Here is a 22,162-nt window from a genome sequence, read left to right on the forward strand (position 1 = left end):
CTAGCCGTAGGTTTCCAGCATCCCGAGCAGATGCTCGTAGGTATCGATCTCGGACACGGGTTTGTCGTGGCGCCAGCGCAGCATGCGCGGAAAGCGCAGCGCGACGCCTGACTTGTGGCGGGTGCTTTTCTGAATGCCCTCGAAGGCGATTTCGAACACCTGTTCCGGGGGCACCTGGCGGACCGGGCCGAACCGCGCCAGGGTATTCTTGCGCACCCATGCGGTAATCTTGCGAAACTCCGCATCCGTCAGGCCGGAATAGGCCTTGGTGAACGGCACCAGTTCATTGCCCTTGGCCACCGCGAAGGTGAAATCGGTATAGAGGTTCGCGCGCCGCCCATGGCCTGCCTGTGCATAGATCATCACGGCGTCGATGGTCAGCGGCTCCAGCTTCCATTTGTACCAATCGCCTTTCTTGCGACCCACGTGATAGGGCGATGAGGCGCGTTTCAGCATCAGCCCCTCGGCCTGCGCGTCGCGGGCGGTGGACCGGATCCTTGCCAGATCCTCCCAGCTGTCGAATGGCACGACGGGTGACAGCATGACGGGCGCGTCCGCCGGTACCCGGCTCAGCATCGCCTCCAACCGGGCCCGGCGGTCCGCGAAGGGCAGGGCGCGCAGATCCTCTCCCGCGACTTCCAACAGGTCATAGGCGCGCAGAACGGCGGGTGCTTCGGTCAACAGCGATTTCGGCACCGTCTTGCGCCCGATCCGCTTTTGCAACGCGGCGAAGGACATCGGCTTTGCGCCTTGTGCATCCCACGCCAGCACTTCGCCATCCAGAACGGTGCCGTCGGGCAGGTAGTCGAGCGCGCGCGCAAGTTCGGGGAAGCGGTGCGTCATCAACTCCTCCCCCCGCGACCACAGATGGTGCTGCCCTCCCCGCAGGATCAGCTGACCGCGAATGCCGTCCCATTTCCATTCCGCGATCCAATCCTCGGGGGGGCCAAGCTCCGCCACGTCGCCCTCGACCCCGTAGGCAAGGCAGAATGGGTAGGGACGGCTGAGGTTCGCCTCGGGGTCGGGGGTCAGGATCAGGGCATCGTAGCTGGTCGTTTCCGGCGTCCAGCTGCCCATCAGGCGGTGGGCCAGTTCCGCCTCGTCGATCCCGGTGGCGGCAGAGAGCGCGCGGGTCATCAGCTTCTGACTGACCCCGACCCGGAACCCGCCCGTGATCAGCTTGTTGAACACGAACCGTTCGGCCCCCGAAAGCCGGTCCCACGCATCAAGGACAGCGGCCTTCTTCGTGTCGTCGTCGGCCTTGGACAGGGTCCGGATCTCGGCAATCCACTGTGTCAGGCTGCGCGTGCTGTCCTGCGTCGGGGGCGGCAGGACCAAATGCATGGTCTCGGCCAGATCGCCAACCACGTCATAGCTGGCGCGGAACAACCAATCGGGCAGGCCCGCGCGCTCCGCGGCCCATTCGGCAAGACGGTTGGCCGTCACCGTGCGCTTGGGCCGGCGACCGGACAGAAGCGCGATCGTCCACAGGCGGTCGTCCTCGGGGGCCTCGCGAAAATAGGCCGCAAGGGCATCGGTCTTGGCCTTGGTCTTCGTTGTCTGGTCAAGCGCGGTGAACAGCGCCGCAAACCGGTTCATGCGGTCGTTCCGAGGATATGGTTCGCGATGCGGCGGACGCCCGCGTTCGCCGCGTCCGACCGCCCGGCGCTGACGTGGTAATCATGGGGAACGTCCGCTTCGCGGTGAACGGTGACCTTGGTCCTGCCGCGACGCAGGTGCGCGATCAGGGCGTTGCTGTCGCCTTCCAAGACCTCGCGGCGGGCGAGTTCGATATGCACGGGCGGACAAGCCGGAAACGGCACGGTCAGGGGGGATTGCCGGGGGTCCGTGCCGGGGGCATCGCCAAGATAGGCCTGTCGACAGCGGCGCAGGAACGCACGCGGCAGCAGCATCTCGTCATCGTCATCCGGATCGGCGCGGTCGGCCCGCAGATCGACGGCGGGCGAGATCAGCGTCACGCTTTGGGGGGGCATGTTCCGTTCCACCGCATCGCGCAGGACCATCAGGGCAAGGTTGCCCCCCGCGCTGTCGCCACCAAGGTGCAACGGGCGCCCGGTGGTGTCCGCGATTGCGCGCGCGACGGAGATACAGTCGTTCACGGCGGCGGGCCATGGATGTTCGGGCGCAAGGCGATAGCGCGGGCACCACACCTCCATCCCTGTCGCCAGTGCCAGATGGTCGGTCAGGGCGGCATGGGTATCGGGCGAGCCCAGAACGAACCCGCCGCCATGCAGCCAGAGGATCCGCCCCCGCGCGCCCTTGGGCCGGGAAATCCGGGTCCGCACCCCGCCGATCGTGCGCCACCGGGTTGGCAGCATCGGGCGATGCGTGGCCAGACGCGCCTGCAGGTCGAACAACAGGCGATGCACCTGAACGGGCAGGGGCAGGGCCAGAAGAGGCCGGTCGATATAGCGCGCGGAGTAGCGCTGCATCATGTCGAAGGTGCGGCTCATGTTGCCTGCTCCTCTTCGCGGTCAAGTTGTTCGCCCTCGAACTCGGTCTGGACGATCCCGGCGTCGTACCCCTGTTCCTCCAACCACTGACGGAACGTCGCGGTGTAGCCATGGGTTGCAAAAATCTTTTCCGCACCGGTTTCCGCGATGGCCGTGTTCAGCCCGGCCCAGTCCGCATGGTCGCTGACCACGAACCCGCGATCCGCCGCACGCCTGCGCCGCACACCCCGCAGGGCCATCCAGCCGCTGGCAATGCCGGTCGACACGGGGCCGAAACGGCGCAGCCAGGGACCGGCCAGTGCGGATGGGGGCGCGATGATCAGGGCGCCGGGATGTGCCTTGATGTCGAGGTCGGGCGTCACGCGGATGGTATCCGGCAGGGACAGACCCTGCGCGCGCAGCACCGCATTCGTGTTCTCGACGGCACCATGGGTCAGGATCGGACCGATATCCGGGTTGACCATGCTCATCACCCGCTGTGCCTTGCCCAGCGAATAGGCGCCCAATGCCGCGTGCTGTCCGCGTGCGCGGCAGGTTGCCCACCATTCGTTGATGTCGGCGGCCAGCATGGCCTCATCCTGCCACGCGAAGACCGGCAGGCCGAAGGTGCATTCGGTGATGAAGGCGTGACAACGCACCGGTTCGAACGGTTCGGACAGGGCATCGGCCCCGACCTTGTAGTCGCCCGAGACGACCCAGACCTCTCCACCGTGTTCGACGCGGATCTGTGCCGAACCGGGGACATGGCCCGCGGGATGAAAGCTGACCCGTGCATCGCCGATCTGACGCACCTCGCCATAGGCGATGCCTTCCAACGTGATGTCGCCCAGCCGGTGACGCATGACAGGACCGGCCGCATGTGTCGCAAGGTAGCGGCGATGACCGTCACGGGCATGATCGGCATGCCCATGGGTGATCAGGGCGCGGTCGACCGGACGCCAGGGGTCGATGTAGAAGTCGCCCGCGGGGCAATAGATGCCATGTTCGTGGAATTCCAAAACCATGTCCGAAGGATAGGGCAGGCGTGCCCCTTGGCGACAGGGAATTGGCCCGCGCTGTCATGGCGATCTGAAATTCGTCGGATACGCGATCAGGAATCAGGTTTGGAATTGTGTGCGCAGCCCTCTCAATCCTCGGGCGCGAGCAGCGCGATTTCGCCGTCTTCCTCCATCCGGCGTATCTCGGCCACGATGACGGACATTGCCTCCTCGGTCTGTTCGGCGGGCACATTGGCCGTGTCGGCGATGTCTTCGCGCATCTGGTCTGCAAGTCGGGAGGATATGGACGCCAGAAGAAATTCGCCAACCGCGCTCAACTCGTCGGGGGCACCGGCAATCGCGGTAACGACGACGGCGTTTTCGACGCCGCGCAACACCCGTGGCACATCCCGAGGAGACAGCCGGGCGGGAATATTTTCGTAGCTGAAGACCGCGGCCCTGACACGGGCAGCAAAATCCGGGTCGGTCGTATCCAGACGGTCGAGGATCGACTTGCGCACCGTAGACGTCGCCGCGTTCAGGATGTTGCCCACGCGCACGACGGCGTCGCTGTCGAAGGCGGCAATGGCACGGGCGTCCGACTGCCGGCCCAACGCGTTGCCGATCCGGGATACCGCGTCCGGGGTGACATCCTCCGTCCGGCCGAAAGCGGCGGCGATTTCGTCTGCGCGTTCCGGTGGCAGGCGTCCGATCAGGGCGGCGGCCTTGCTGGCGGGCAGCTTCGACAACAGGATCGCGCAGACCTCGCTCGTCTCGCCTGCCATCAGGTCCTCGATGACCGCATCGTCCAGTGTCGCGATGCCGGACCACGCAGCCTCGCCCAACCCGCTGACATCGCCCCCGGTCTCGGCAAGCACCGCCTCGACCACATCTAGGGACAGGCGTCCGTCCAGCGTCGCAAGGATGCTGTCCACCTCCCTCGGGAAATGCAGGCCGATGCCGTCGAGTTCCGAGGCAAACTCCGCCACTGTCTTGGCCAGCGTCTGACGGTCGACAAACCGCAGGGAGGCCATTTCACGGACAAGGCGCCGCTGCTGATCCTTCGGAAGCTTGCTGATCCCCGGATCCGCCCCGCCATTCACCAGCAGGCGGATGATGACCGCCGCTTTCTGACCTTGGGTCAGGGGGCGACCGGACGTGGGGAGCGAGAAATCAGGGCTGTAACTGGTCATGGCGTCGGGCATGGGGATCCGTGCAAGGTTTGCACCTGTCTGCCCGACGCGTCTTAACAAATGCTTTCGCGCGGCGTGCCCCTAGTGCGAATACCCGCGACCGGTGCGGATCGCATCGGCAAGCGACGTTTCCGCCCAGGTTTCCCGACCGCCGGCCTGCCGTATCATCGCAAGCTGCTGGCGGGCGGCGGCCGTGTCACCGCGTTCGGCAAGGGCCTGGCCCAGGTAGCTGCGTGCGAGGATGTAGTCGGGGTCGATCGCCAGCGCGGATTCGTAGAGCGCGCGGCCCGCGTCGAAATCTCCGGCCTTGCGCGTCGCAAAGCCGCGCAGGGTCAGAACCTCCGGCGTGTTCTTGCGGGTGACATGCGCCAGCACATCCAGCGCATCCCGAGGTCGGTCGAACGCGGCCAGTTCGCGGGCGGCGTCGATCCGTGTAGCATCGTCGAGGCGGCTTTCCTGCGCATCGACACAGGTCTTGGTCTCGGCATCATAAACTTGTGCGCCGGTGCAGGTTTGCGTCGTTTCGGTGGGGGTAGGCGCCGTGCTGCCTGTCCCTGCGGCAAGGGCCGCCACCGGAGAGGCAATCAGAAGGGTCGCAAGGCAAAGCATGGGGCGCATGGAGGATCCTTTCGCAAGATGGCATGCGAAAGGATGGGGCGGTTTCCGTCGGCGTCCAGAACCGATTGCCTTTGCGGTCAGGTTACAGGCCCGCCGTTTCCTCGGCACCGATCATCAGGTTGAGGTTCTGCACCGCCGTACCGGATGCGCCCTTGCCAAGATTGTCGAGCACGGCCACGACCGTCACGCGCCCTGCACCGTCGCCCTGAACCGACAGGTGCAGCTTGTTGGTGTTGTTCAAGGACTGCGGATCGATCCGGTCGCCTGCGTGAACGACCGACACGAACGGATCGCCCGCGTAGAAGGTGCGCAACGCGGCCTCGATCCGGGCATGTCCGGCAACGCCACCGGGCAGGAGGTCCGCGTGCAGATGCAGTTGCACGGCCATGCCTTGGGCAAAGTTCCCGACAGCCGGCTGGAACAGCGGTTTGCGGTCGAGATGCGAATATTCCATGATTTCGGGCACGTGCTTGTGCCCCTGCGCCAGCGCATAGAGGAAATGATCCGGCACGCGCCCGGCCTCGAAATCCGCGATCATGGATTTGCCGCCGCCGGAGTACCCCGAGATCCCGGTCAGGACCGTGCCGTGGTCGGCGGGCAGAACCCCGGCCTCGCGTAATGGGCGCAGAATGGCGATGGACCCCGTAGCATAGCAGCCGACGTTCGCGACGCGGGCGGCCTTGGCGATCCTGTCGCGCTGACCGGGCAGTTCGGGCATCCCGTAGGTCCAGCCGTCCGCAACCCGGTGTGCGGTGGACGCGTCGATCAGGCGGGTGCCGCCGGCCAGGGGAATGGCGGCGCGGGCGGCATCATCCGGCAGGCAGAGGATCGCCACGTCGGCGGCGGCGAATGCATCGCGGCGCGCGGCCTCGTCCTTGCGCTGATCCGGGTCGACGGAGACCAGTTCGATATCGGCGCGTGCCGACAGTCGGTCGCGGATTTGCAGGCCGGTCGTTCCGGCCTCGCCGTCGATGAACACTTTTGTGGGCATGGTGCGGCCTCCTCGTGACGCGTACGTCGGAAATAGGCGACCAGCCCGAGCCTTGCAACCGGAGGCGTGACCACCCCCGGTCGGATCCGCATTCAGGACAGGATGTCGTGGCCCATCTGTTTAAAAAGGTCGACGTAATCCAGCAGGACCCAGTTTTCGGCAATCCGGCCGTCGGCACAGCGATAGAAATCCATCACGCGCAGGGTCAGCGCGCGTCCCGTCGCCTCGACACCAAGGTATGGGCCACGGTGCGTCATTGTCATTGACGGCCATCCGGAAACGGCCGCGTAATTGCCGTCGCCGATCCGACAATAGTGATTGCCGCCCTTGCGATCGGGAAAGGCCGTCAGGAACGCATCGCGGTGGTCGGCCACGAAACCGTCCCAGCGATGGTTGGATCCGATGCCGCCGGGGCCATACCACATCATGTCATCGGCCCAGGTGCCGCCTTCGCCGGTCTGCGCGGCACTGGCCCGCGTGACCGGGTCATAGACATGCAGCGCACCAAGCATGCGTTCCACGAGGTCGAGGCTTGCGCTGCCGCCATCGGGGTTCGGGCAAACACCGTCGTGGGTCGCGGGACCGGGGAACAGCATTTCCGTACCCAGGGATACGGAGAAGGCCTGCCGACCCGCCTGTCGCATCAGGTCGGGCAGATCCATGATGATGCGGCTCTGTGTGATCCGCCCGTCGCAGCCCAGCCGGTGAAACTCGCCACTGCGCAGGAACGCGAGGTGGCCGGAGGGCGCGACCCCCCAGAGCGACGCGGTGTGGGTGCCGACGTAATGCGTGACGCAGGCAACCCATCTGCCGCCCGTGTCGCGGCGGTTTTCGCCGCCGATCACGATCTCATCGCGGCGCTGCACATGGGGCAGGGCGGCACGCAGCGGCAGGATGACCCGCTGCACGATGGCATCGCGGCCGACAATCGTGCCCAGCGGGGCCATCATGTCCCAGACCGCGTCCGGGTCGAGAATGGCCTCGGCGGCTGCCTTGGGGTCGGGGTCTGTCAGAAGGCGCGCCAGGCCTTGGCGAACAATCGCACGGTCGTCTGTCATTCCATCACCGGAAATTCGGGCTTGCCAGTTGCGCAACCGGACGGCTAGCGTCTTTGCAAGCGTATGCAGTGCGGCAGATTACGGATGCCGCGCAGCGTGGCAAGCGGGTTCTGGCGGGCATCAACCGCAAGTCCGCACCGCGAAATCGGATGACCGGGAACAATCCGGCGCCGCTACATGATCACGAACAGGGAGTTCACGATGCTTATGAAGAAACTGGCCCTTGCCGGGGTGATTGCGATGATGGGGTCGACCGCGATGGCGGCCTGCGCGTTCGAGAACGAGGTCGAGGTGAAGTCCCTTTCGGCCGGGTTCGAGGCCTGGAAGGCCGTGACCGATGCCATGGCCGAATGCGGCATGGTGCAGGCCGAGCTGGATCAGGAGTTTCGGACGAAGCAGCCCGCGGCCTTCGCCGCTGATCCCTCGCTCTATGCGCTGGGCGGTGTGTCGAACGGCACGATCACGCCCCTGCTGAACGAGGGGACGATCCGACCGCTGGACGATCTGGTCGCCAAGTATGGTCAGAACCTGACGCCGAACCAGCTGATCCAGATCGATGGTCAGGTGATGGCCGTGGCGATGATGGTGAACACCCAGCACCTGATGTACCGGACCGACATCTTCGAGGATCTGGGGCTGGAGGTTCCCAAGACCTATTCCGAATTGCTGGCCGTTGCGGCCACGATCCAGGAAGCGGGCGTCGTCGATTATCCGCTGGGCGCGACCATGAAGTCCGGCTGGAACCTCGCGCAGGACTTCAACAACATGTTCGTCGGCTTCGGCGGCACCTTCTACAACGACGACAGCACGCCGAACGTGAACACCGAAGCAGGGCGCCAGGCCCTCGTGATGATGTCGGGGCTGACGGAATTCATGGACCCCGAATACCTCGTGTCCGATTCCACCTACGTCCAGCAGCAGTTCCAGCAGGGCAAGATCGCGATGGCGAACCTCTGGGCTTCGCGCGGGGGGGCCATGGATGACGAGGCTGAAAGCCAGGTCGTCGGCCTAGTCGGGTCCGCCGCGGCACCCACGGCGATGGACGGCGGGTCGCCCGCCACGACGCTTTGGTGGGACGGTATCGTCATCGCCAAGAACATCGATGACGCCACCGCCGAGGCGGCTTTCCGCGTCGCGATGGAAGGTCTCGATTCCGAGATGGTGAGCGCGAACAACGACGATGCGATCTGGCTGGTCGAGGGTTACCAGCCCTCGGCAATGGCCAGCGGCGCCATCGCCACGGCCACCGCGCAACCCGCGCCACCAAGCTATCCTTCGACCAGCCAGATGGGCCTGATGCACACCGCGCTGGGCAATGAACTGCCTGCGTTCTTCACCGGTGACGCGACCGCGGAAGAGGCGCTCGCCGCCGTGGAAGAGGCCTATACGGCCGCAGCCCGCGAAGCCGGTTTGCTGGAATAAGCCCACCCGCACGGCCATCGACGGGCCGCCTCCCTTGCGGGGGGGCGGTCCTTTTCTTTGGTGGACGGGCGAAAGGTGCTACCGTGCTGCACGTTCAGCCCGCATCGGAAAGGACCAGACATGTTCGAGATTACCAAGAAGGGGCCATCCCGCGTCGACATCACGATCGCGGGCAAGATCGACGCGGAAAAAATGCGCGCCGGTCTGGATGCCCTGCTGTCGCAGAGCGAGGGGATGTCCGGTGGGGCGATGCTTTACCGTATTTCCGATTTTGCCATGCCGGATTTCTCGGCCCTCGTGGTCGAGATGCAGCGGCTGCCGCAATTGTTCGGCCTGCTCGGACGGTTCTCTCGATGTGCCGTCATCTCCGATGCGATGTGGTTGCGCACCGCCGCGCAGATCGAGGGGGCGGTTCTGCCCGGCCTGAAGATCAGGGCATTCGACACCGACGACATCGACGATGCCGAGGCCTGGTTGGCCAGAACAGGCTGAGCTCCGACATCGACAGGACAGGGATGCGCCCGTAACGGCGTTTGCCATGCGGGAAACGGGGGCCGGGTCGAATCCGGTCAGGTTGCCGCATGATAGGGCAGACCGGGTAACGCCGCGGGTCTATTTCGTCGACCTTCCGGGGCGCGTCGCACAAACCGGGTGACAGGCGATGACTACGTATGCAACGCTTGCCTCACTGGGACGCGGGCTTGGGGGTTGGCGATGAAGTTCAAGACATTCGCGATGTTCGTGGGGCCATCGGTCTTTCTGATGCTGCTGTTCATCGCCTTCCCCCTCGTGACGGTGTTCCTCAACTCGTTTCAGGTGACGCAGCCCGTCTTCACCACGCAGGAGGTCGAGACCTGTTCGGCCGGGTTTCTGGCTCAGACCTGCGTGACCGAGGTCAAGACGATCCCGGTTCTGGATGACGCGGGCAAGATGATCACCACGACGGAATGGGTCGGCTTCGCGTCCTACGCCAATGTGCTGGGCGGGGAGCGTTTCCTGAATGCGCTGCCGTCTTTCGACATCGGCGCAATTCTTCAGATCGATTTCTGGAAGGCCCTGCGCTTCACCCTGACCTTCACCCTCATCACGTTGCCCTTCGTCCTCGGGGTCGGCCTTGCCATTGCGGTGGTCGTGAACAATGCGACAAAGGCCGTGAAGGGCCCGGTCATCTTCATCTCGCTCCTGCCGTTCATCATCACGCCGGTCATCGGGGCGCTGTCGATCCGGTGGCTGTTCTATGGCGACGGCATCGTGACCGTCTGGCTCGAGGCGCTGTTCGACACCGACCTCAGCATCGCGGCGAACGGTGTGGCGATCGAGTTCCTGATGATGTTCTACCGTGTCTGGCACGTGGCACCCTTTGCCTTCGTCATCTTCTACGCGGGCCTTCAGACGGTGAACCAGGACACGCTGGAATCGGCGGTGATCGACGGGGCCTCGCGCTGGGAACGGTTGCGCTATGTGGTCATCCCGCACCTGATGCCGCTTATCGTCTTCATCACGCTGATCCACCTGATGGACGCCTACCGCGCCTTCGAGGAGGTGATCGGCTTCTCGTCCGAAAGCTATCGCATCACGCTGCAATACTTGACCTACGATTACCTGACACCGGACGATGCGGGCAACCGGGCGGTGTCGTCGGCCAGCGCCTCGGCAATGCTGACGATGATCGGGGTCGTGGTGCTACTGGCCGCCCCGCTGCGCCGGACATGGCGCGACCACAGGGGGGCGTGATCACGATGCCCCTTGCCCCCGTGCCCGCAGATCAAAGGACCTGAGCCGATGTCGGACGCCTCCATCCCGCGCGCGATGCGCCAGCCTTTGTCCCTGAAGATCGCATCGAACGCGTTTCTGCTGGCTTGGCTCCTGCTTGCCGCCTTCCCGCTGTTCTGGGTTCTGACGATGTCGTTCAAATCGCCGGTCGACGCGTTCTCGTCCTCGGCCTGGGACGTCCTGATCGGTCCGCGCACCCTGTCGGACGGCAATGGCGTGTCCGTCGTCGATATCGTGCTGGCGATCGCGCTGGCCTGGGGGGGGATCAAGGCGGCGACGCGCTGGTTGATGCCGATGGCGTCGGGCGAGGGGACGGCGCAGCGCATCTTCAGCTGGGCGGTGATCGCCGTCGGCTTCGGCGTGCTGTTCGTGATCGGGTTCTTCTTCGTCCTGCCCGTGGTGGCCGCCCCGCTCGAGGCGTTGCTCGGCCCCTTGGGCAAACCGGTGCTTGGCCTGACGACACAGCATTATCAGGCGGTCTGGGTCGAGAATGCCTTCTACGAGAACTTCAGGAACTCCATGATCGTCACCGTCGGTGTCGTTTCGGTGTCCCTGACGGTCGGAACGCTGGCGGGCTACGGGCTTGCGCGCTCCGGCTCCACCTTCGCGTTCTGGATCCTGATCATCGCGCTGATCTTCCGGGCCCTGCCGCATTCGGTGCTGGTCGCCGGATACCTGCCCGTGTTCATCAACTCGGCCGAGATCCTGTCTCCGATCCTCGGGGAAAACGCGCCCACCCTCTATGGTCAGCCGCTGGCGGTGATCGCGGTACTCGTGTCGATCAACCAGCCCTTCACGATCTGGATGCTGCGGTCGTTCTTCCAGAACATCCCGGTCGATCTGGACGAAAGCGCGCGGGTCGACGGATGCACGCATTTTCAGGCGTTTCGTTGGGTGATCATGCCTGTCATGTGGCCGGGGGTCATCACCACGGGGCTGTTCAGCTTTCTGCTGGCCTACAACGATTTCCTCGTGACATCCCTGCTCCTCGATGCGTCGAACCAGACGATGGTTCCGGCGATCGCGGGCTATTTCAACCGCGAGACGACGACGACGGATCAGGTCGAGGCCGTGGCCGCGGCGGTCAGCATCACCGCGCCGCTGTTCCTGCTGGTGATGATATTCCAGCGGCAGATCGTATCGGGCCTGACCGCCGGGGCCGTCAAAGGGTAAGACCCTGCGAGGCGGGGCCTTTTTCCGGCGCACGAGGTTCCGCCCGGGGGCGATCCTGCGGTGAAACCTCTTTTCAGGGGCGGGCAGGGGGCGTAAGCGGGTGGAATGCGTATTCTGTTTCTCGGCGATGTCATGGGTCGCGCCGGCCGTTCCGCCATCACTGATCGTTTGCCCGGCCTGCGGACCGACTGGCAACTGGATGCCGTCATCGTCAACGGAGAGAACGCCTCCTCCGGCAGGGGGCTGAACGCGGGGCAGGCCAAGGCGCTGTTCGAGGCCGGTGCCGACGTCGTGACGCTCGGCGATCATGCCTTCGATCAGAAGGACATGATGCAGGCGATTCAGGCCGACGCGCGGATCCTGCGGCCGATCAACTATGCCAAGACGGCACCTGGGGCCGGTGCGCGTATCTTCGACATCGGCGGACGCAAACTGCTGGTCGCGCAGGTCCTTGGACGTGTGTTCATGTCGCGTCAGTACGACGACCCGTTTCACCCCATCGACACGATCCTCAAGGCCCACCCCCTCGGGCGGTCGGTGCAGGCGATCCTGATCGACATGCATTGCGAGGCGACCTCGGAGAAGATGGCCATGGGCCATTTCTGCGACGGGCGGGCCAGCGTGGTGGTGGGCACGCACACCCATGTGCCGACCGCCGATGCGACGATCCTGCCCGGCGGAACGGCGTATCAGACGGACGCCGGCATGTGCGGCGATTATGTTTCCGTGATCGGCATGGAAAAGACCGAACCGCTGCGCCGGTTCGTCACCGGCATGACCAAGGACAGGTTCGAACCCGCCGCGCAGGAGGCGACGCTTTGTGGTTTGTTCGTCGAAACGGACGATGCGACCGGCCTTGCGACGCAGGTCGCGCAGGTCCGGGTCGGGGGTCGTTTGTCGCAATCGGGTCCGACGTGAAGCAGGACCGGTGTGACGGGGCCATGCGATCGTTGACCGCGTGGCTATGCATGCGCCGGCCGGTCCGCTCGCCCGGTCCGAGGTCATCGGCGGTTCACCCGGTGCAGGTGGGCGCGCGATGACGTGGATCGACCTGCCGCAGGCGGCGCAGGCGTGGATCACCATCGCCACGCTTGCCGTCATGCTGGTCCTGTTCGTACGCGAAACCTATCCGACAGAGGTCGTGGCCATGGCGGGCGCGACATTCCTGCTGATCATCGGGATCCTGCCTTACGACATGGGTGTCGCGGTCCTGTCCAACCCGGCACCATGGACCATCGCGGCGATGTTCCTGCTGATGGGGGGGCTGGTGCGGACCGGTGCACTGGACTGGTTCACCCGCTTTGCCGAAGGGCGTGCCGCCACGCAACCCCGAATGGCCATCGCGATGTTGATGGGGTTCGTCCTGATCGCCTCGGGGTTCGTGGCGAACACGCCGGTCGTCGTGGTGATGATTCCGGTCTTCGTGAAACTCGCGAGTTCGATGAAGCTTGCCCCGTCCAAGCTGCTGATCCCGCTCAGCTATGCTTCGATCCTCGGGGGGACCATCACCCTGATCGGCACATCGACGAACCTGCTGGTCGACGGCGTTGCCCGTACCCGCGGGTTGGAGCCATTCACCATCTTCGAGGTCTCGCCCCTCGCCATTCCGGTGGCGATTGCCGGCCTGCTGTATCTCTATTTCTTCGGCCGGCACCTTCTGCCCGAGCGGACGTCGATGGCGGCGATGCTGTCCAATCGCAAGGGGGCCAAGTTCTTTGCCGAAGCGGTCATTCCGGCCGAATCGAACCTGATCGGGCGCGAGGCGCTGGACGTTCAGCTGTTCCAGCGAGAGGGCGTCAGGCTGATCGACGTGGTGCGCGGTGACGCGTCGCTGCGGCGGAACCTGTCGGATGTCACGCTGGAGGTCGGGGATCGCGTCGTTCTGCGGACCGAGATGGCCGAACTGCTGACCTTGCAGCGCAACAAGTCCCTCAAGCGACTGGACCAGGTCGGCGCCGTCGAGACGACGACGGTCGAGGTTCTGATCACCCCGGATGCGCGGCTTGTGGGTCGCAGGTTGGGCGCGCTGCGCCTGCGGCGGCGCTATGGGGTCTATCCGCTTGCCCTGCACAGGCGGGACCGCAACATTTCCGGTCAGCTGGACGAGGTCGTCCTGCGCGTCGGCGACACCCTGTTGCTGGAGGGCGCGCCCGAGGACATCAGCCGCCTTGCCCAGGACATGAACCTTGTCGAGGTGAACCAGCCGACCGAACGCGCCTATCGTCGTGAACAGATATGGATACCCGTCGCCGCCGTGGCGGGCATCGTCATCCTGTCGGCCATGGGGATGGCCCCGATCTTTGCCTTGGCGATCATCGGTGCGGTTGCCGTTCTGCTGACGCGCAGCGTCGATGCGGACGAGGCGTTTGCCTTCATCGACGGGCGTCTTCTGGCCATGATCTTTGCCATGCTGGCGGTTGGTGCCGCGCTGGAATCATCGGGCGCGGTCGAGATGATCGTGACCGCGATTGCCCCCCTGTTGGCCGATCTGCCGCCCTGGGGTCTGGTCCTTGCGGTGTTTTTGCTGACCTCCACCCTGACCGAGGTCGTGTCGAACAATGCGGTAGCCGTGGTCGTCACCCCCGTGGCCATCGCCCTTGGCCAATCCCTTGGTGTCGATCCGCGTGGGTTGGTCGTCGCGGTGATGGTCGGGGCCAGTTGTGCCTTTTCCACACCGATCGGATACCAGACCAACATGCTGGTCTATGGTCCGGGCGGCTATCGGTTTACGGACTTTGCTAAAGTGGGTATCGGCATGAACGTTCTTGTCGCCTGCGTTTCGGCGGCCCTGATTCCCGTGATCTGGCCGCTCTAGCCGATCAGCAGAAAATTCGGAGGTGCCCGATGCGCCCAGCTTTCCTTTTGTCCTTGCCCCTGTTGGCAGCCGCATGTGTGCCTGTCATCGACGAGAGTGTCTCGGCCACGCCCGACGGCACCCCGTCGGGTGAGGCCCGCATCGTTAGCGTCGTGGCCGCGCCCAGCCGGCTGACCATCCGGCTTAGCGATGGTGCCCGTTGCGTGTCGCAGCGCCCCGAAGGGGTTCCGGGCGGCTGGTCCGGCGTGACGGCGGATTGCGGGTATCAACTGCCATACACGGTGACCTTCGTTCGGGGCGGCAGCAGCGCGCGTTTCGTGATCGAGGATCCGACCGGCGTGCCGCAGGGCCCTGATGGGCAGCCGGGTCCGCGGGCCGAGGTGTTCGTCACCGACGTCAGCGGTCAACGCCGACTGTTCGTATCGCCCCTCGGCCCGAACGTCCGGTTCGAGGAACAGCCCGCGGGCTAGGCCCGTCGCCCCGCGTTATTCGCCTGCCAGAAGCAGGCGATCCCGCTCCTTCGGGGGGGCGGGGCTGCGACCGGCGGGGGCGCTGCGACCTGCGCCCGCCAACGCGGCAAGTGCGTCATTCAGGCGGCGGCTGGCCGCGGGCGACCCGGTCGCATCCAGCACCGAGCCCGCGAAGATCGCTTGAAGCCACGGGCGGTTCATTCCATCCAGCTTGCGCAGCACATTGGCCTGCCAGACCGGATCACGGTGCCGCGCGCGCCACAGCTGCGCCCACCGAAGCGGGGTAAGCGCGCCGCTTTCCGCCCCCGCGACGAGGCGGTCGAGAATTCCCATCGCTTCCAACCGCGCGGCAAGGCGACCGCCGCCGTGGGGCGCGCGTAGATGCGTGATATGGGGGCCGCGAAACAAGCTCGCATGCATCGAATCGCGGATTTCGGTCGGATCGCTGATGACGAACACGCGGCCTGCGCCCTGCAACATGTCCGGCGCATAGCCGTAGCGCGGGCCGAAAGCGATCGCCCGGTCCCGCCGGAAGCGCCGTTCCCAAGGGGTGATGTCCGGGTCGAGCGTCGCGTAGGGTGTCACCAGAAAGACGGTCGCGCCCGGCGCCGCAAGGCTGAAGGCCGCAGCCGCATAGCCGCCCACGCCCGCACCGGCGAAGATCACGCTGTCGAAATCGTCGAAGAAACCTTCATCCGTCAGATCGTCGAAAAACGCGATCACCTCGGGGGCGCGAAACCATGTGCGTCCCTTGGACAAGACGGTCAGGGTGGACCAATCGCGTTTGCCCGCAAGACCGGTCGACCATGGCAGGTGGTTCTTGCGCGCGGTAACGCCCGCCGCCGTGTCGAATTCCACCAGAAGGGTCGCACCCAGCGGGCGGAACAACGCCTGATGGGCCGTTCCAAGATCACGCAGCCATCCCGCTTCGCCCGCGGCATGACGCAGGGCGGTCTGGGCGGAATTTGTCGATGTCTCGGGCTGTGACATGGGCGATCCTTGGCGGGCAGTGGCGTCGCCCCCACGATACAGCCGAATCCCCTGACCATCTGGCATAAAATCGCCCCGATTCCGGATTAATTGCGTGACGTCAGCGGGCATTCGCGCCCGGTTGGCTGTCAATCAGGCGACAGGCCGCCGATTGTTAACCTATATTTCGGACGCGGGGACGGGGCGTTGATGTCAGACCAATCAAGAGGCGCGCCCCGCGTTGCCGTCGTGACCTGTCTGCGGGACGAGGGGCCCTTCATCACCGAATGGGTCGCCCATCTGCGCGGGCTGGGCGTGTCGCGCATCCTCGCCTTCAGCAACGATTGCACCGACGGGACGGAGGCCGTTCTCGACGCACTGAGCCCCGCCGGGGTCGTGCATGTGCCGCAGGGAACGGTGCGCGGGTTGGCCGGGCCGACGCCGCAGTGGCGTGCATTGCGACAGGCGTGGGATCATCCTGCGTTGGACGGGTTCGACTGGCTGCTGCATCTTGATGTCGACGAATTCATCGCCCTGAATGGCCCCCGCACGTTGGCAGAACTGATCGCGAACTGCGGGGCGGCGCAGGCGATCGCACTGCCTTGGCGCCTGTTCGGTTGCGATGGGCGTCTGACACCGGGGCAGGGCATCACGCCCGAGCGGTTCAGCCGCTGCGCCCCGGTGGACATGGTGTTCCCGGCGCTCGGCTCGTTCTTCAAGACCCTGTTCCACCGGGATGGCCCGTTCACCGGTTTCGGCGTGCACCGACCCGCGCAATCGGCGCCTCCGGCCTTTGCCGATTGCACCGGCGCCCTGAGCACGGATCTGGCAGAGAGCCCCGCCCGTATCCTGCATCCCCCGCGTCAGGTGTCGGGCGGGCTGGTGCAGTTGAACCACTACTCGACCCGGTCGATCCATGAATTTCTGGCCAAACGGTTGCGCGGATTGCCGAACCGGACCGACAAGGCAATCGACCTGACCTATTGGATCGAACGGAACTTCAACCAGGTGCCTTGTGACATGATCGCGCCCCAACTGCCCGAACTGCACGCGACATTGGCCGATCTGCGCGCTCTGCCCGGCGTCGCGACAGCCGAGGCGCGCGCCCGCGACTGGCATGCAACGCAGTTGGAGACCGTTCTCGCGTCGGCCGAGGGCGCGCACCTGTGCGGTCGCCTGGTCCTTGCAGGCGGGTCCATCGCGCCGGACCCCCGGCTGGGGCGCGCACTCTTGAGACAGGCCCAACTGGCCGGACGGGACGCGACATGATCGAAGAGCGAAGCCTCGGTGCCGATACCGTCGAGGGTGTCCGTATTCTTGATGTTCTGGACGAAGGGGCGCGCGAGGACGGAACGCGCGATGTGCGCCTGTTTCTGGGGCGGGGTGTCGCGCCGGACCGGATCGTGGCGCGCAGCGGTCTCAGGCCCGTGTCCATCACGTCGGTCGGCAAGTCGCTGATGGTGCGGGGCATCTGGGACGGTCGGGGCGATTCCGTTCCCGTTCCGCTTGACGGTGCGCAAGATGCAGTAGTCGCCGTACAGCCGGAGCCGGAGCTGTTCGCACGCCTCAACGTGGCCATGGCGACCCGGAATGGCGAAACGCCCGAAACGGTCGCCGCATGGCTGACGCATCACGCGCGGCACCACGGTATGGAGGCCGCCTTAATCCTCGATCGCCGGCGCCCGGACGAGGCCCCGCTGGCACCCGCGCTGCGCCGCTTGCTGGACCGTGGGGTCGCGGGCCTGCAACGGGTGGTGGTCGTTTCCGCGCCGCATCCACTGGGCGCGCGCAAACCGTCGGAACGGCACGTCTATGGCGCACCGGACAGCCCCGGCAAGGACCGGATGGAGGTGCCCGCGAACGATCCGTGGACCGCGCCATTGGCCGATCTGATCGTGCTGGAGGCACTACGCTGGCGCTTCCTGACATTGGCACGGGGCGTCGTGTGGCTGGACCTGTGCGACATGCTGGCCCCGGCGGCGTCGGGACACCGCGTGTTCGACAAGCTGGAACAGGCAGACGCGGGCGTCATCCCTCTGATCGGGCGGCGCGTCTATCCATGGCGTGTGCGCAAGGGACAGCAGCCGGCGTTCGGTGACCATGTCTGCGACCTGTTCGACGAGGCGGGCGGGCATCGCCGGTGGGCCTGCGCGCCGTCCCGGATCCCTGCGGATGCGCCGTTCCGAATGGTCCGCATCGGCAACCTGCAACCCGAACCACGGCACGCGGTCTATTTCTATCGCGCCATGGCCCTGCGCGTGACCGAAGGCGGCGACCTGCCGCTTGCTCCGAAGGCGGGGCTCATCCTCGACGATGATCTGCTGCGGTTGTCCAAGGGCGTGTTCGCGCACAACCCGGTGCTGCCCCCGATCAGCGAAGGGGCGGGCGGGAAGCTGCCTGCCAGTGTTCCGGGGCGCACGGCCATCGTGACCTGCATGCGCAACGAAGGCCCCTATATCCTCGACTGGATTGCCCATCATCGGGCCATCGGGGTCGACGACTTCCTCGTCTACACGAACGATTGCACGGATGGCACGGATACCCTGCTGGACCTGTTGCAGGATGCCGGTGTCCTGCAACACCGCGAAAACCCGTTCCGACAGACCGACATGAAACCCCAGCACGCCGCCCTTGCCGCCGCCGAGGACGAGGCGATCATGGCGCGGGCCGGGTGGGCCATCTGCATGGACGTGGACGAATACCTGAACATCCATGCGGGTGAGGGGACGCTGCGCGATCTCTATGCCGCGGTGGGCGATGCCAACATGATCTCGGTCACGTGGCGCCTGTTCGGAAACGACGATCTGGACCAGTTCGCGGATCAGCCGGTGACGGAACGCTTTTCGCGTTGCGCCCCGCATCTGATCCGCAAGCCGCATCAGGCCTGGGGATTCAAGACGCTGTTCCGCAACATCGGCCTCTACAAGAAGATGGGCGTGCATCGCCCGAAGGGCCTGAAGCCCGACCTGTGGGAACAGATTTCGTGGGTCAACGGCTCCGGTCGCCCCATGCCGAACGAGATGCTGCGCAGCGGCTGGCGATCGACGACCGAGACCTACGGCTATGACCTCGTCACGCTGAACCACTACGCGGTGCGCGACGCCGAGAGTTTCCTGGTCAAGCGCGACCGGGGCCGGGTTAACCACGTCGATCGGGATCAGGGGCTTGGCTACTGGTTCCGGATGAACAACAACGCCGAGATCGACACCTCCATCCAGCGTCGCGCCGTCGCCACCGGGGCGGAACGGGACCGCCTGACGGCTTTGCCGGGGGTGGCCGCGCAGCATGACGCCTGCGTCGCCGCGCACCGTGCCAAGATAGCCGAACTGAAACAGGCACGGGCCTTCGCGGCGTTCTACGACAGCATCACCTCGGACCGGATGAAACGCCTGAGCCGGATGCACGCGCATTTCGGGGCGAATGTCTTTCTGGCGGGGCCCGACTGCGTGCCCGACGACATCGCAGGCAGCACCCCGCCAAAGGACTTCTTCTTTACCGTCGAGGACGTGGACGACGCCTCGCACTAGGCACGGGCGCCATCCGCGGCCTCAGCCATTGCAGATTTCGCGCAGGGTCAACCACAGGGTATCGTTCAACGCGGGCACCATGTCCGAGGGCGTCACCGTCCCGACCGGCTGGCCGGTCGCCTCCGCATAGGGGGTCCAGGCGATGCCGGACGCGGCGAATGCGGTTCGCAGGTTTTCCGCCGGCAAAAGCGCCGGTGCATCCAGAAGGATCCCCTCGACATAGCTCGTGATTTCTTCGTCGGTGACGTCACCTGCCACCATCAGCCGGATCAGGTCGACCGTGGTCAGGCTGCGCAGGAAGGACACGAGGGGCGGCGCGTCCGCGGCGGTCACGGCGGCGGCAAGCAGGTGCCCGGCCACGACATCGGGATCGTCCTGCGTGACCAGCGGCGTGTCCGACAGCACAAGCACCCCGCCCGGCAGGGCGAGCGCGGGCTGGGGCAGGTCGCGCAGGACGGCAAGACGCGCCGGCGTCGTCGGCAGGACGCGCGACCGCAGCGTCTCCAACGCCTCGTCCCCTGTAACGGTGCGGCACGGCGGCCCCGTCAGCAGCGTGAGTTCCGACAGCATGCGGTTGCCGATGTCCTGTTGCTGCGATTGGGGCAGGATCCCCGCCGCCTGATCGCGCAACGCGTCGGGCAACCACATGAGCAGAAGGCCAAGTCCCCCGCCGACCGTCAGACCCGTCAGGATCCGGCGCAGGCGGCCCGGGCGCTGTCGACCGCGGGCCACGGCGTCGACCACCCGGTCGAGGGCCGCGACCATCTCCGGTTCGGTGATCTCCAACTCCTCGTCGGCGCGGCGCGCGGGGGCATAGCGCGCCGGGTCGCGTCCGGGGTTCAGGCGTATCAGCGCGGGCAGGGACCAATGGGACAGGGCGCTGCCACTGCGGTCCTGCACCACCAGTTCGGCTTCCCCGATCGAAACATAGACTTCCTGCCGCTGTGCGCCCGCCTCGGGGCGCCACAGTCCGGTTGTCTCAAGCCGTTCAATGCCATCGATTGCTGTCAATGCGTGCTCTCACCGGTATCGCCGTCCATCGCCTTCGCGCGATCCCGCAGGACGAATTTCTGGATCTTGCCTGTCGATGTCTTGGGCAACTCACCGAACACGACGGACTTCGGCGTCTTGAACCCGGCCAGCCTGGCACGAACATGCGCTATCAGTTCGGCCTCGGTCACATCGGCGCCCGGCTTCAACTCTACGAAGGCGCAAGGCACCTCGCCCCATGTCTCGTCCGGGCGGGCCACCACGGCGCACAGGTCGACCGCATCGTGATGCATCAGGACGCCCTCAACCTCGACCGAGCTGACGTTCTCGCCGCCCGATATGATGATGTCCTTGGCCCGGTCGGCGATCTGCACGTATCCGTCAGGGTGTTTGACGGCGATGTCGCCTGACCGGAACCAGCCGCCGCGAAACGCCTCGGCCGTGGCCTCGGGGTTCTTGTAGTAGCCTTTCATCACCGCGTTGCCGCGCATCGCGATCTCTCCTTGCGTGGTGGCATCGGCGGGCACGGGCGCCAGCGTGTCGGAAAACACGTCCAATCCCTCCATCATCGGAAAGGCGACGCCCTGCCGCGCCCGCAATGCCGATTTCGCCGCCTCATCCAACGTATCCCATTCTCCGGGTTGCCAGATATTTTCGGACACATGCCCGTATGTTTCGGTCAGGCCATAGACATGCGTGACGTTGAAGCCAAGCGCCGCCATCTTGGCCAACGTCGCGGCAGGCGGAGGCGCGCCTGCGGTAAAGACCTCGACCGTCTGGTCGAAGGCGCGCCGTTCGGTGGCATTGACCAGCATGTTCAGAACGATCGGCGCCCCCCCGAAATGCGTGACGCCCTCGTCCGCCAGCGCATCGAAGATGGCCGCCGCCGATATGTCGCGGCAGCACACCACCGTTCCACCGACAAGCGGCATCATCCAGGAATGGCACCACCCGTTGCAGTGGAACAGCGGCACGATCGTCAGCAGACGGGGATAGAGCGTCAGGCGCCAGCTGACGACGGTGCCCATCGTCATGAGGTAGGCGCCCCGGTGATGATAGACGACCCCCTTTGGCCGCCCCGTCGTGCCCGAGGTATAGTTCAGCGCGATACTTTCCCACTCGTCCTCGGGCATGTGCCAGCGATGGTCGGGGTCCGCCGCCTGCAACAGGTCGTCATAGACAGGGTGCCGCCCGCTGGCCGGGTATCCGGCCACCGGGTCCGGCACCTCGATCAGGGTCGGGGGCGTATCCAGCATCGCGGCGGCCTTTTCGGCCAGGGGGATGAACTGGCTGTCGGCCAGAACGACCTTCGCGCCGCCGTGGTCGAGGATATAGGCCACCGTATCCACGTCGAGCCGGGTGTTTATCGTGTTCAGGACCGCGCCGCAGGCGGGGACGCCAAAGCTGGCCTCGACCTGCGCGGGCACGTTCGGCAACAGGGTCGCCACGACGTCGCCGGGCGCCACGCCAAGCGACACGAGCATCGCGGCCTGCCGGGTCACACGGTCGCGATACTGTGCATAGGTCCAGCGGTCGTCGCCATAGATCAGTGCCGCGCGGTTCGGCCAGACCTGCGCCGCACGATTCAGGTGTGACAGGGGGGTCAGCGCCACGTGGTTTGCGGCGCATTTGTCCAGTCCCGCCTCGTCCTTCAGCCAGCCCATGCGATACCCTCCCCGTATTGCGAATGCTCCTGCAGCCCGCGATAGTGC

19 protein-coding genes are annotated in these 22,162 nt (G+C 65.7%); 9 read left to right on the forward strand and 10 right to left on the reverse strand.

The window, feature by feature from the left end:
• The 7 genes from V6N07_RS01515 to V6N07_RS01545 form a co-directional block, all read right to left on the reverse strand.
• Positions 1 to 1,599, reverse strand: coding sequence for an ATP-dependent DNA ligase (locus V6N07_RS01515; protein WP_371153505.1), 1,599 nt, complete (start codon positions 1,597 to 1,599; stop codon positions 1 to 3).
• Entirely contained in the window at positions 1,596 to 2,474 is an 879-nt protein-coding gene (locus V6N07_RS01520; protein ID WP_371153506.1) for an alpha/beta hydrolase fold domain-containing protein, read from the reverse strand. The genes V6N07_RS01515 and V6N07_RS01520 overlap by 4 nt, the downstream gene beginning before the upstream one ends.
• Positions 2,471 to 3,478: a ligase-associated DNA damage response exonuclease gene (locus V6N07_RS01525; protein WP_371153507.1), complete on the reverse strand. Its 1,008-nt coding sequence runs from the start codon at positions 3,476 to 3,478 to the stop codon at positions 2,471 to 2,473. Before V6N07_RS01525 ends, V6N07_RS01520 begins: the two co-directional genes overlap by 4 nt.
• A gap of 122 nt (positions 3,479 to 3,600) precedes the next feature.
• Positions 3,601 to 4,644: a FliG C-terminal domain-containing protein gene (locus V6N07_RS01530; protein ID WP_371153508.1), complete on the reverse strand. Its 1,044-nt coding sequence runs from the start codon at positions 4,642 to 4,644 to the stop codon at positions 3,601 to 3,603.
• 81 nt (positions 4,645 to 4,725) lie between these two features.
• Positions 4,726 to 5,262 (reverse strand): tetratricopeptide repeat protein, encoded by a 537-nt coding sequence (locus V6N07_RS01535; protein ID WP_371153509.1) that lies wholly within the window; start codon positions 5,260 to 5,262, stop codon positions 4,726 to 4,728.
• An 82-nt stretch (positions 5,263 to 5,344) separates the two neighbouring features.
• Entirely contained in the window at positions 5,345 to 6,253 is a 909-nt protein-coding gene (gene argC / locus V6N07_RS01540) for an N-acetyl-gamma-glutamyl-phosphate reductase (protein WP_371153510.1), read from the reverse strand.
• Positions 6,254 to 6,345: 92 nt separating this feature from the next.
• Positions 6,346 to 7,311 (reverse strand): ester cyclase, encoded by a 966-nt coding sequence (locus tag V6N07_RS01545; RefSeq protein ID WP_371153511.1) that lies wholly within the window; start codon positions 7,309 to 7,311, stop codon positions 6,346 to 6,348.
• A 201-nt stretch (positions 7,312 to 7,512) separates the two neighbouring features.
• Here V6N07_RS01545 and V6N07_RS01550 point away from each other — a divergent pair, with 201 nt between their 5' ends.
• From V6N07_RS01550 to V6N07_RS01580, 7 genes are all read left to right on the forward strand, one after another.
• Positions 7,513 to 8,733 carry an ABC transporter substrate-binding protein gene (locus V6N07_RS01550; RefSeq protein ID WP_371153512.1) on the forward strand — a complete coding sequence of 407 codons (1,221 nt, stop codon included), beginning with the start codon at positions 7,513 to 7,515 and terminating at the stop codon, positions 8,731 to 8,733.
• Between the two features lie 120 nt (positions 8,734 to 8,853).
• Complete coding sequence (locus tag V6N07_RS01555; RefSeq protein WP_371153514.1) at positions 8,854 to 9,225, forward strand: STAS/SEC14 domain-containing protein; 372 nt, start codon at positions 8,854 to 8,856, stop codon at positions 9,223 to 9,225.
• A gap of 222 nt (positions 9,226 to 9,447) precedes the next feature.
• Complete coding sequence (locus V6N07_RS01560) at positions 9,448 to 10,467, forward strand: carbohydrate ABC transporter permease (RefSeq protein WP_371153515.1); 1,020 nt, start codon at positions 9,448 to 9,450, stop codon at positions 10,465 to 10,467.
• 48 nt (positions 10,468 to 10,515) lie between these two features.
• The gene (locus tag V6N07_RS01565) at positions 10,516 to 11,679 is read left to right on the forward strand and encodes a carbohydrate ABC transporter permease (protein ID WP_371153516.1); all 1,164 of its coding nucleotides are present in this window, start codon (positions 10,516 to 10,518) and stop codon (positions 11,677 to 11,679) included.
• A gap of 105 nt (positions 11,680 to 11,784) precedes the next feature.
• Positions 11,785 to 12,597 (forward strand): YmdB family metallophosphoesterase, encoded by an 813-nt coding sequence (locus V6N07_RS01570; RefSeq protein ID WP_371153517.1) that lies wholly within the window; start codon positions 11,785 to 11,787, stop codon positions 12,595 to 12,597.
• 118 nt (positions 12,598 to 12,715) lie between these two features.
• Positions 12,716 to 14,494, forward strand: coding sequence for an SLC13 family permease (locus tag V6N07_RS01575; protein WP_371153519.1), 1,779 nt, complete (start codon positions 12,716 to 12,718; stop codon positions 14,492 to 14,494).
• A gap of 29 nt (positions 14,495 to 14,523) precedes the next feature.
• Positions 14,524 to 14,964: a hypothetical protein gene (locus tag V6N07_RS01580; protein WP_371153520.1), complete on the forward strand. Its 441-nt coding sequence runs from the start codon at positions 14,524 to 14,526 to the stop codon at positions 14,962 to 14,964.
• 15 nt (positions 14,965 to 14,979) lie between these two features.
• Here V6N07_RS01580 and V6N07_RS01585 read toward each other — a convergent pair whose 3' ends face one another.
• Positions 14,980 to 15,954 (reverse strand): phosphoadenosine phosphosulfate reductase, encoded by a 975-nt coding sequence (locus V6N07_RS01585; RefSeq protein ID WP_371153522.1) that lies wholly within the window; start codon positions 15,952 to 15,954, stop codon positions 14,980 to 14,982.
• A gap of 189 nt (positions 15,955 to 16,143) precedes the next feature.
• Between V6N07_RS01585 and V6N07_RS01590 the strand changes: the two genes are divergently transcribed.
• The gene (locus tag V6N07_RS01590; protein WP_371153524.1) at positions 16,144 to 17,202 is read left to right on the forward strand and encodes a glycosyltransferase family 2 protein; all 1,059 of its coding nucleotides are present in this window, start codon (positions 16,144 to 16,146) and stop codon (positions 17,200 to 17,202) included.
• The gene (locus V6N07_RS01595; RefSeq protein ID WP_371153526.1) at positions 17,199 to 19,460 is read left to right on the forward strand and encodes a glycosyltransferase family 2 protein; all 2,262 of its coding nucleotides are present in this window, start codon (positions 17,199 to 17,201) and stop codon (positions 19,458 to 19,460) included. The genes V6N07_RS01590 and V6N07_RS01595 overlap by 4 nt, the downstream gene beginning before the upstream one ends.
• Positions 19,461 to 19,481: 21 nt before the next feature.
• Here V6N07_RS01595 and V6N07_RS01600 read toward each other — a convergent pair whose 3' ends face one another.
• Together V6N07_RS01600 and V6N07_RS01605 are read right to left on the reverse strand one after the other, a co-directional pair.
• A complete protein-coding gene (locus tag V6N07_RS01600) occupies positions 19,482 to 20,471 on the reverse strand; it encodes a hypothetical protein (protein WP_371153527.1) in 990 nt (329 codons plus the stop codon).
• The gene (locus V6N07_RS01605) at positions 20,468 to 22,114 is read right to left on the reverse strand and encodes an AMP-binding protein (protein WP_371153529.1); all 1,647 of its coding nucleotides are present in this window, start codon (positions 22,112 to 22,114) and stop codon (positions 20,468 to 20,470) included. Before V6N07_RS01605 ends, V6N07_RS01600 begins: the two co-directional genes overlap by 4 nt.
• Positions 22,115 to 22,162 lie beyond the last annotated feature (48 nt).

It is taken from the genome of Jannaschia sp. 2305UL9-9, assembly GCF_041403465.1.
In the GTDB taxonomy this organism is placed as follows: domain Bacteria; phylum Pseudomonadota; class Alphaproteobacteria; order Rhodobacterales; family Rhodobacteraceae; genus Jannaschia.

What these genes read in the sequence shown, in the direction of transcription:
- V6N07_RS01605 (WP_371153529.1), bottom strand. Translation starts at nt 22,114, where the DNA reads ATGGGCTGGCTGAAGGACGAGGCGGGACTGGACAAATGCGCCGCAAAC.
- V6N07_RS01550 (WP_371153512.1), top strand. Translation starts at nt 7,513, where the DNA reads ATGCTTATGAAGAAACTGGCCCTTGCCGGGGTGATTGCGATGATGGGG.
- V6N07_RS01595 (WP_371153526.1), top strand. Translation starts at nt 17,199, where the DNA reads ATGATCGAAGAGCGAAGCCTCGGTGCCGATACCGTCGAGGGTGTCCGT.
- V6N07_RS01555 (WP_371153514.1), top strand. Translation starts at nt 8,854, where the DNA reads ATGTTCGAGATTACCAAGAAGGGGCCATCCCGCGTCGACATCACGATC.
- V6N07_RS01570 (WP_371153517.1), top strand. Translation starts at nt 11,785, where the DNA reads ATGCGTATTCTGTTTCTCGGCGATGTCATGGGTCGCGCCGGCCGTTCC.
- V6N07_RS01560 (WP_371153515.1), top strand. Translation starts at nt 9,448, where the DNA reads ATGAAGTTCAAGACATTCGCGATGTTCGTGGGGCCATCGGTCTTTCTG.
- V6N07_RS01515 (WP_371153505.1), bottom strand. Translation starts at nt 1,599, where the DNA reads ATGAACCGGTTTGCGGCGCTGTTCACCGCGCTTGACCAGACAACGAAG.
- V6N07_RS01565 (WP_371153516.1), top strand. Translation starts at nt 10,516, where the DNA reads ATGTCGGACGCCTCCATCCCGCGCGCGATGCGCCAGCCTTTGTCCCTG.
- V6N07_RS01575 (WP_371153519.1), top strand. Translation starts at nt 12,716, where the DNA reads ATGACGTGGATCGACCTGCCGCAGGCGGCGCAGGCGTGGATCACCATC.
- V6N07_RS01580 (WP_371153520.1), top strand. Translation starts at nt 14,524, where the DNA reads ATGCGCCCAGCTTTCCTTTTGTCCTTGCCCCTGTTGGCAGCCGCATGT.
- V6N07_RS01525 (WP_371153507.1), bottom strand. Translation starts at nt 3,478, where the DNA reads ATGGTTTTGGAATTCCACGAACATGGCATCTATTGCCCCGCGGGCGAC.
- argC (WP_371153510.1), bottom strand. Translation starts at nt 6,253, where the DNA reads ATGCCCACAAAAGTGTTCATCGACGGCGAGGCCGGAACGACCGGCCTG.
- V6N07_RS01535 (WP_371153509.1), bottom strand. Translation starts at nt 5,262, where the DNA reads ATGCGCCCCATGCTTTGCCTTGCGACCCTTCTGATTGCCTCTCCGGTG.
- V6N07_RS01585 (WP_371153522.1), bottom strand. Translation starts at nt 15,954, where the DNA reads ATGTCACAGCCCGAGACATCGACAAATTCCGCCCAGACCGCCCTGCGT.
- V6N07_RS01520 (WP_371153506.1), bottom strand. Translation starts at nt 2,474, where the DNA reads ATGAGCCGCACCTTCGACATGATGCAGCGCTACTCCGCGCGCTATATC.
- V6N07_RS01590 (WP_371153524.1), top strand. Translation starts at nt 16,144, where the DNA reads ATGTCAGACCAATCAAGAGGCGCGCCCCGCGTTGCCGTCGTGACCTGT.
- V6N07_RS01545 (WP_371153511.1), bottom strand. Translation starts at nt 7,311, where the DNA reads ATGACAGACGACCGTGCGATTGTTCGCCAAGGCCTGGCGCGCCTTCTG.
- V6N07_RS01530 (WP_371153508.1), bottom strand. Translation starts at nt 4,644, where the DNA reads ATGACCAGTTACAGCCCTGATTTCTCGCTCCCCACGTCCGGTCGCCCC.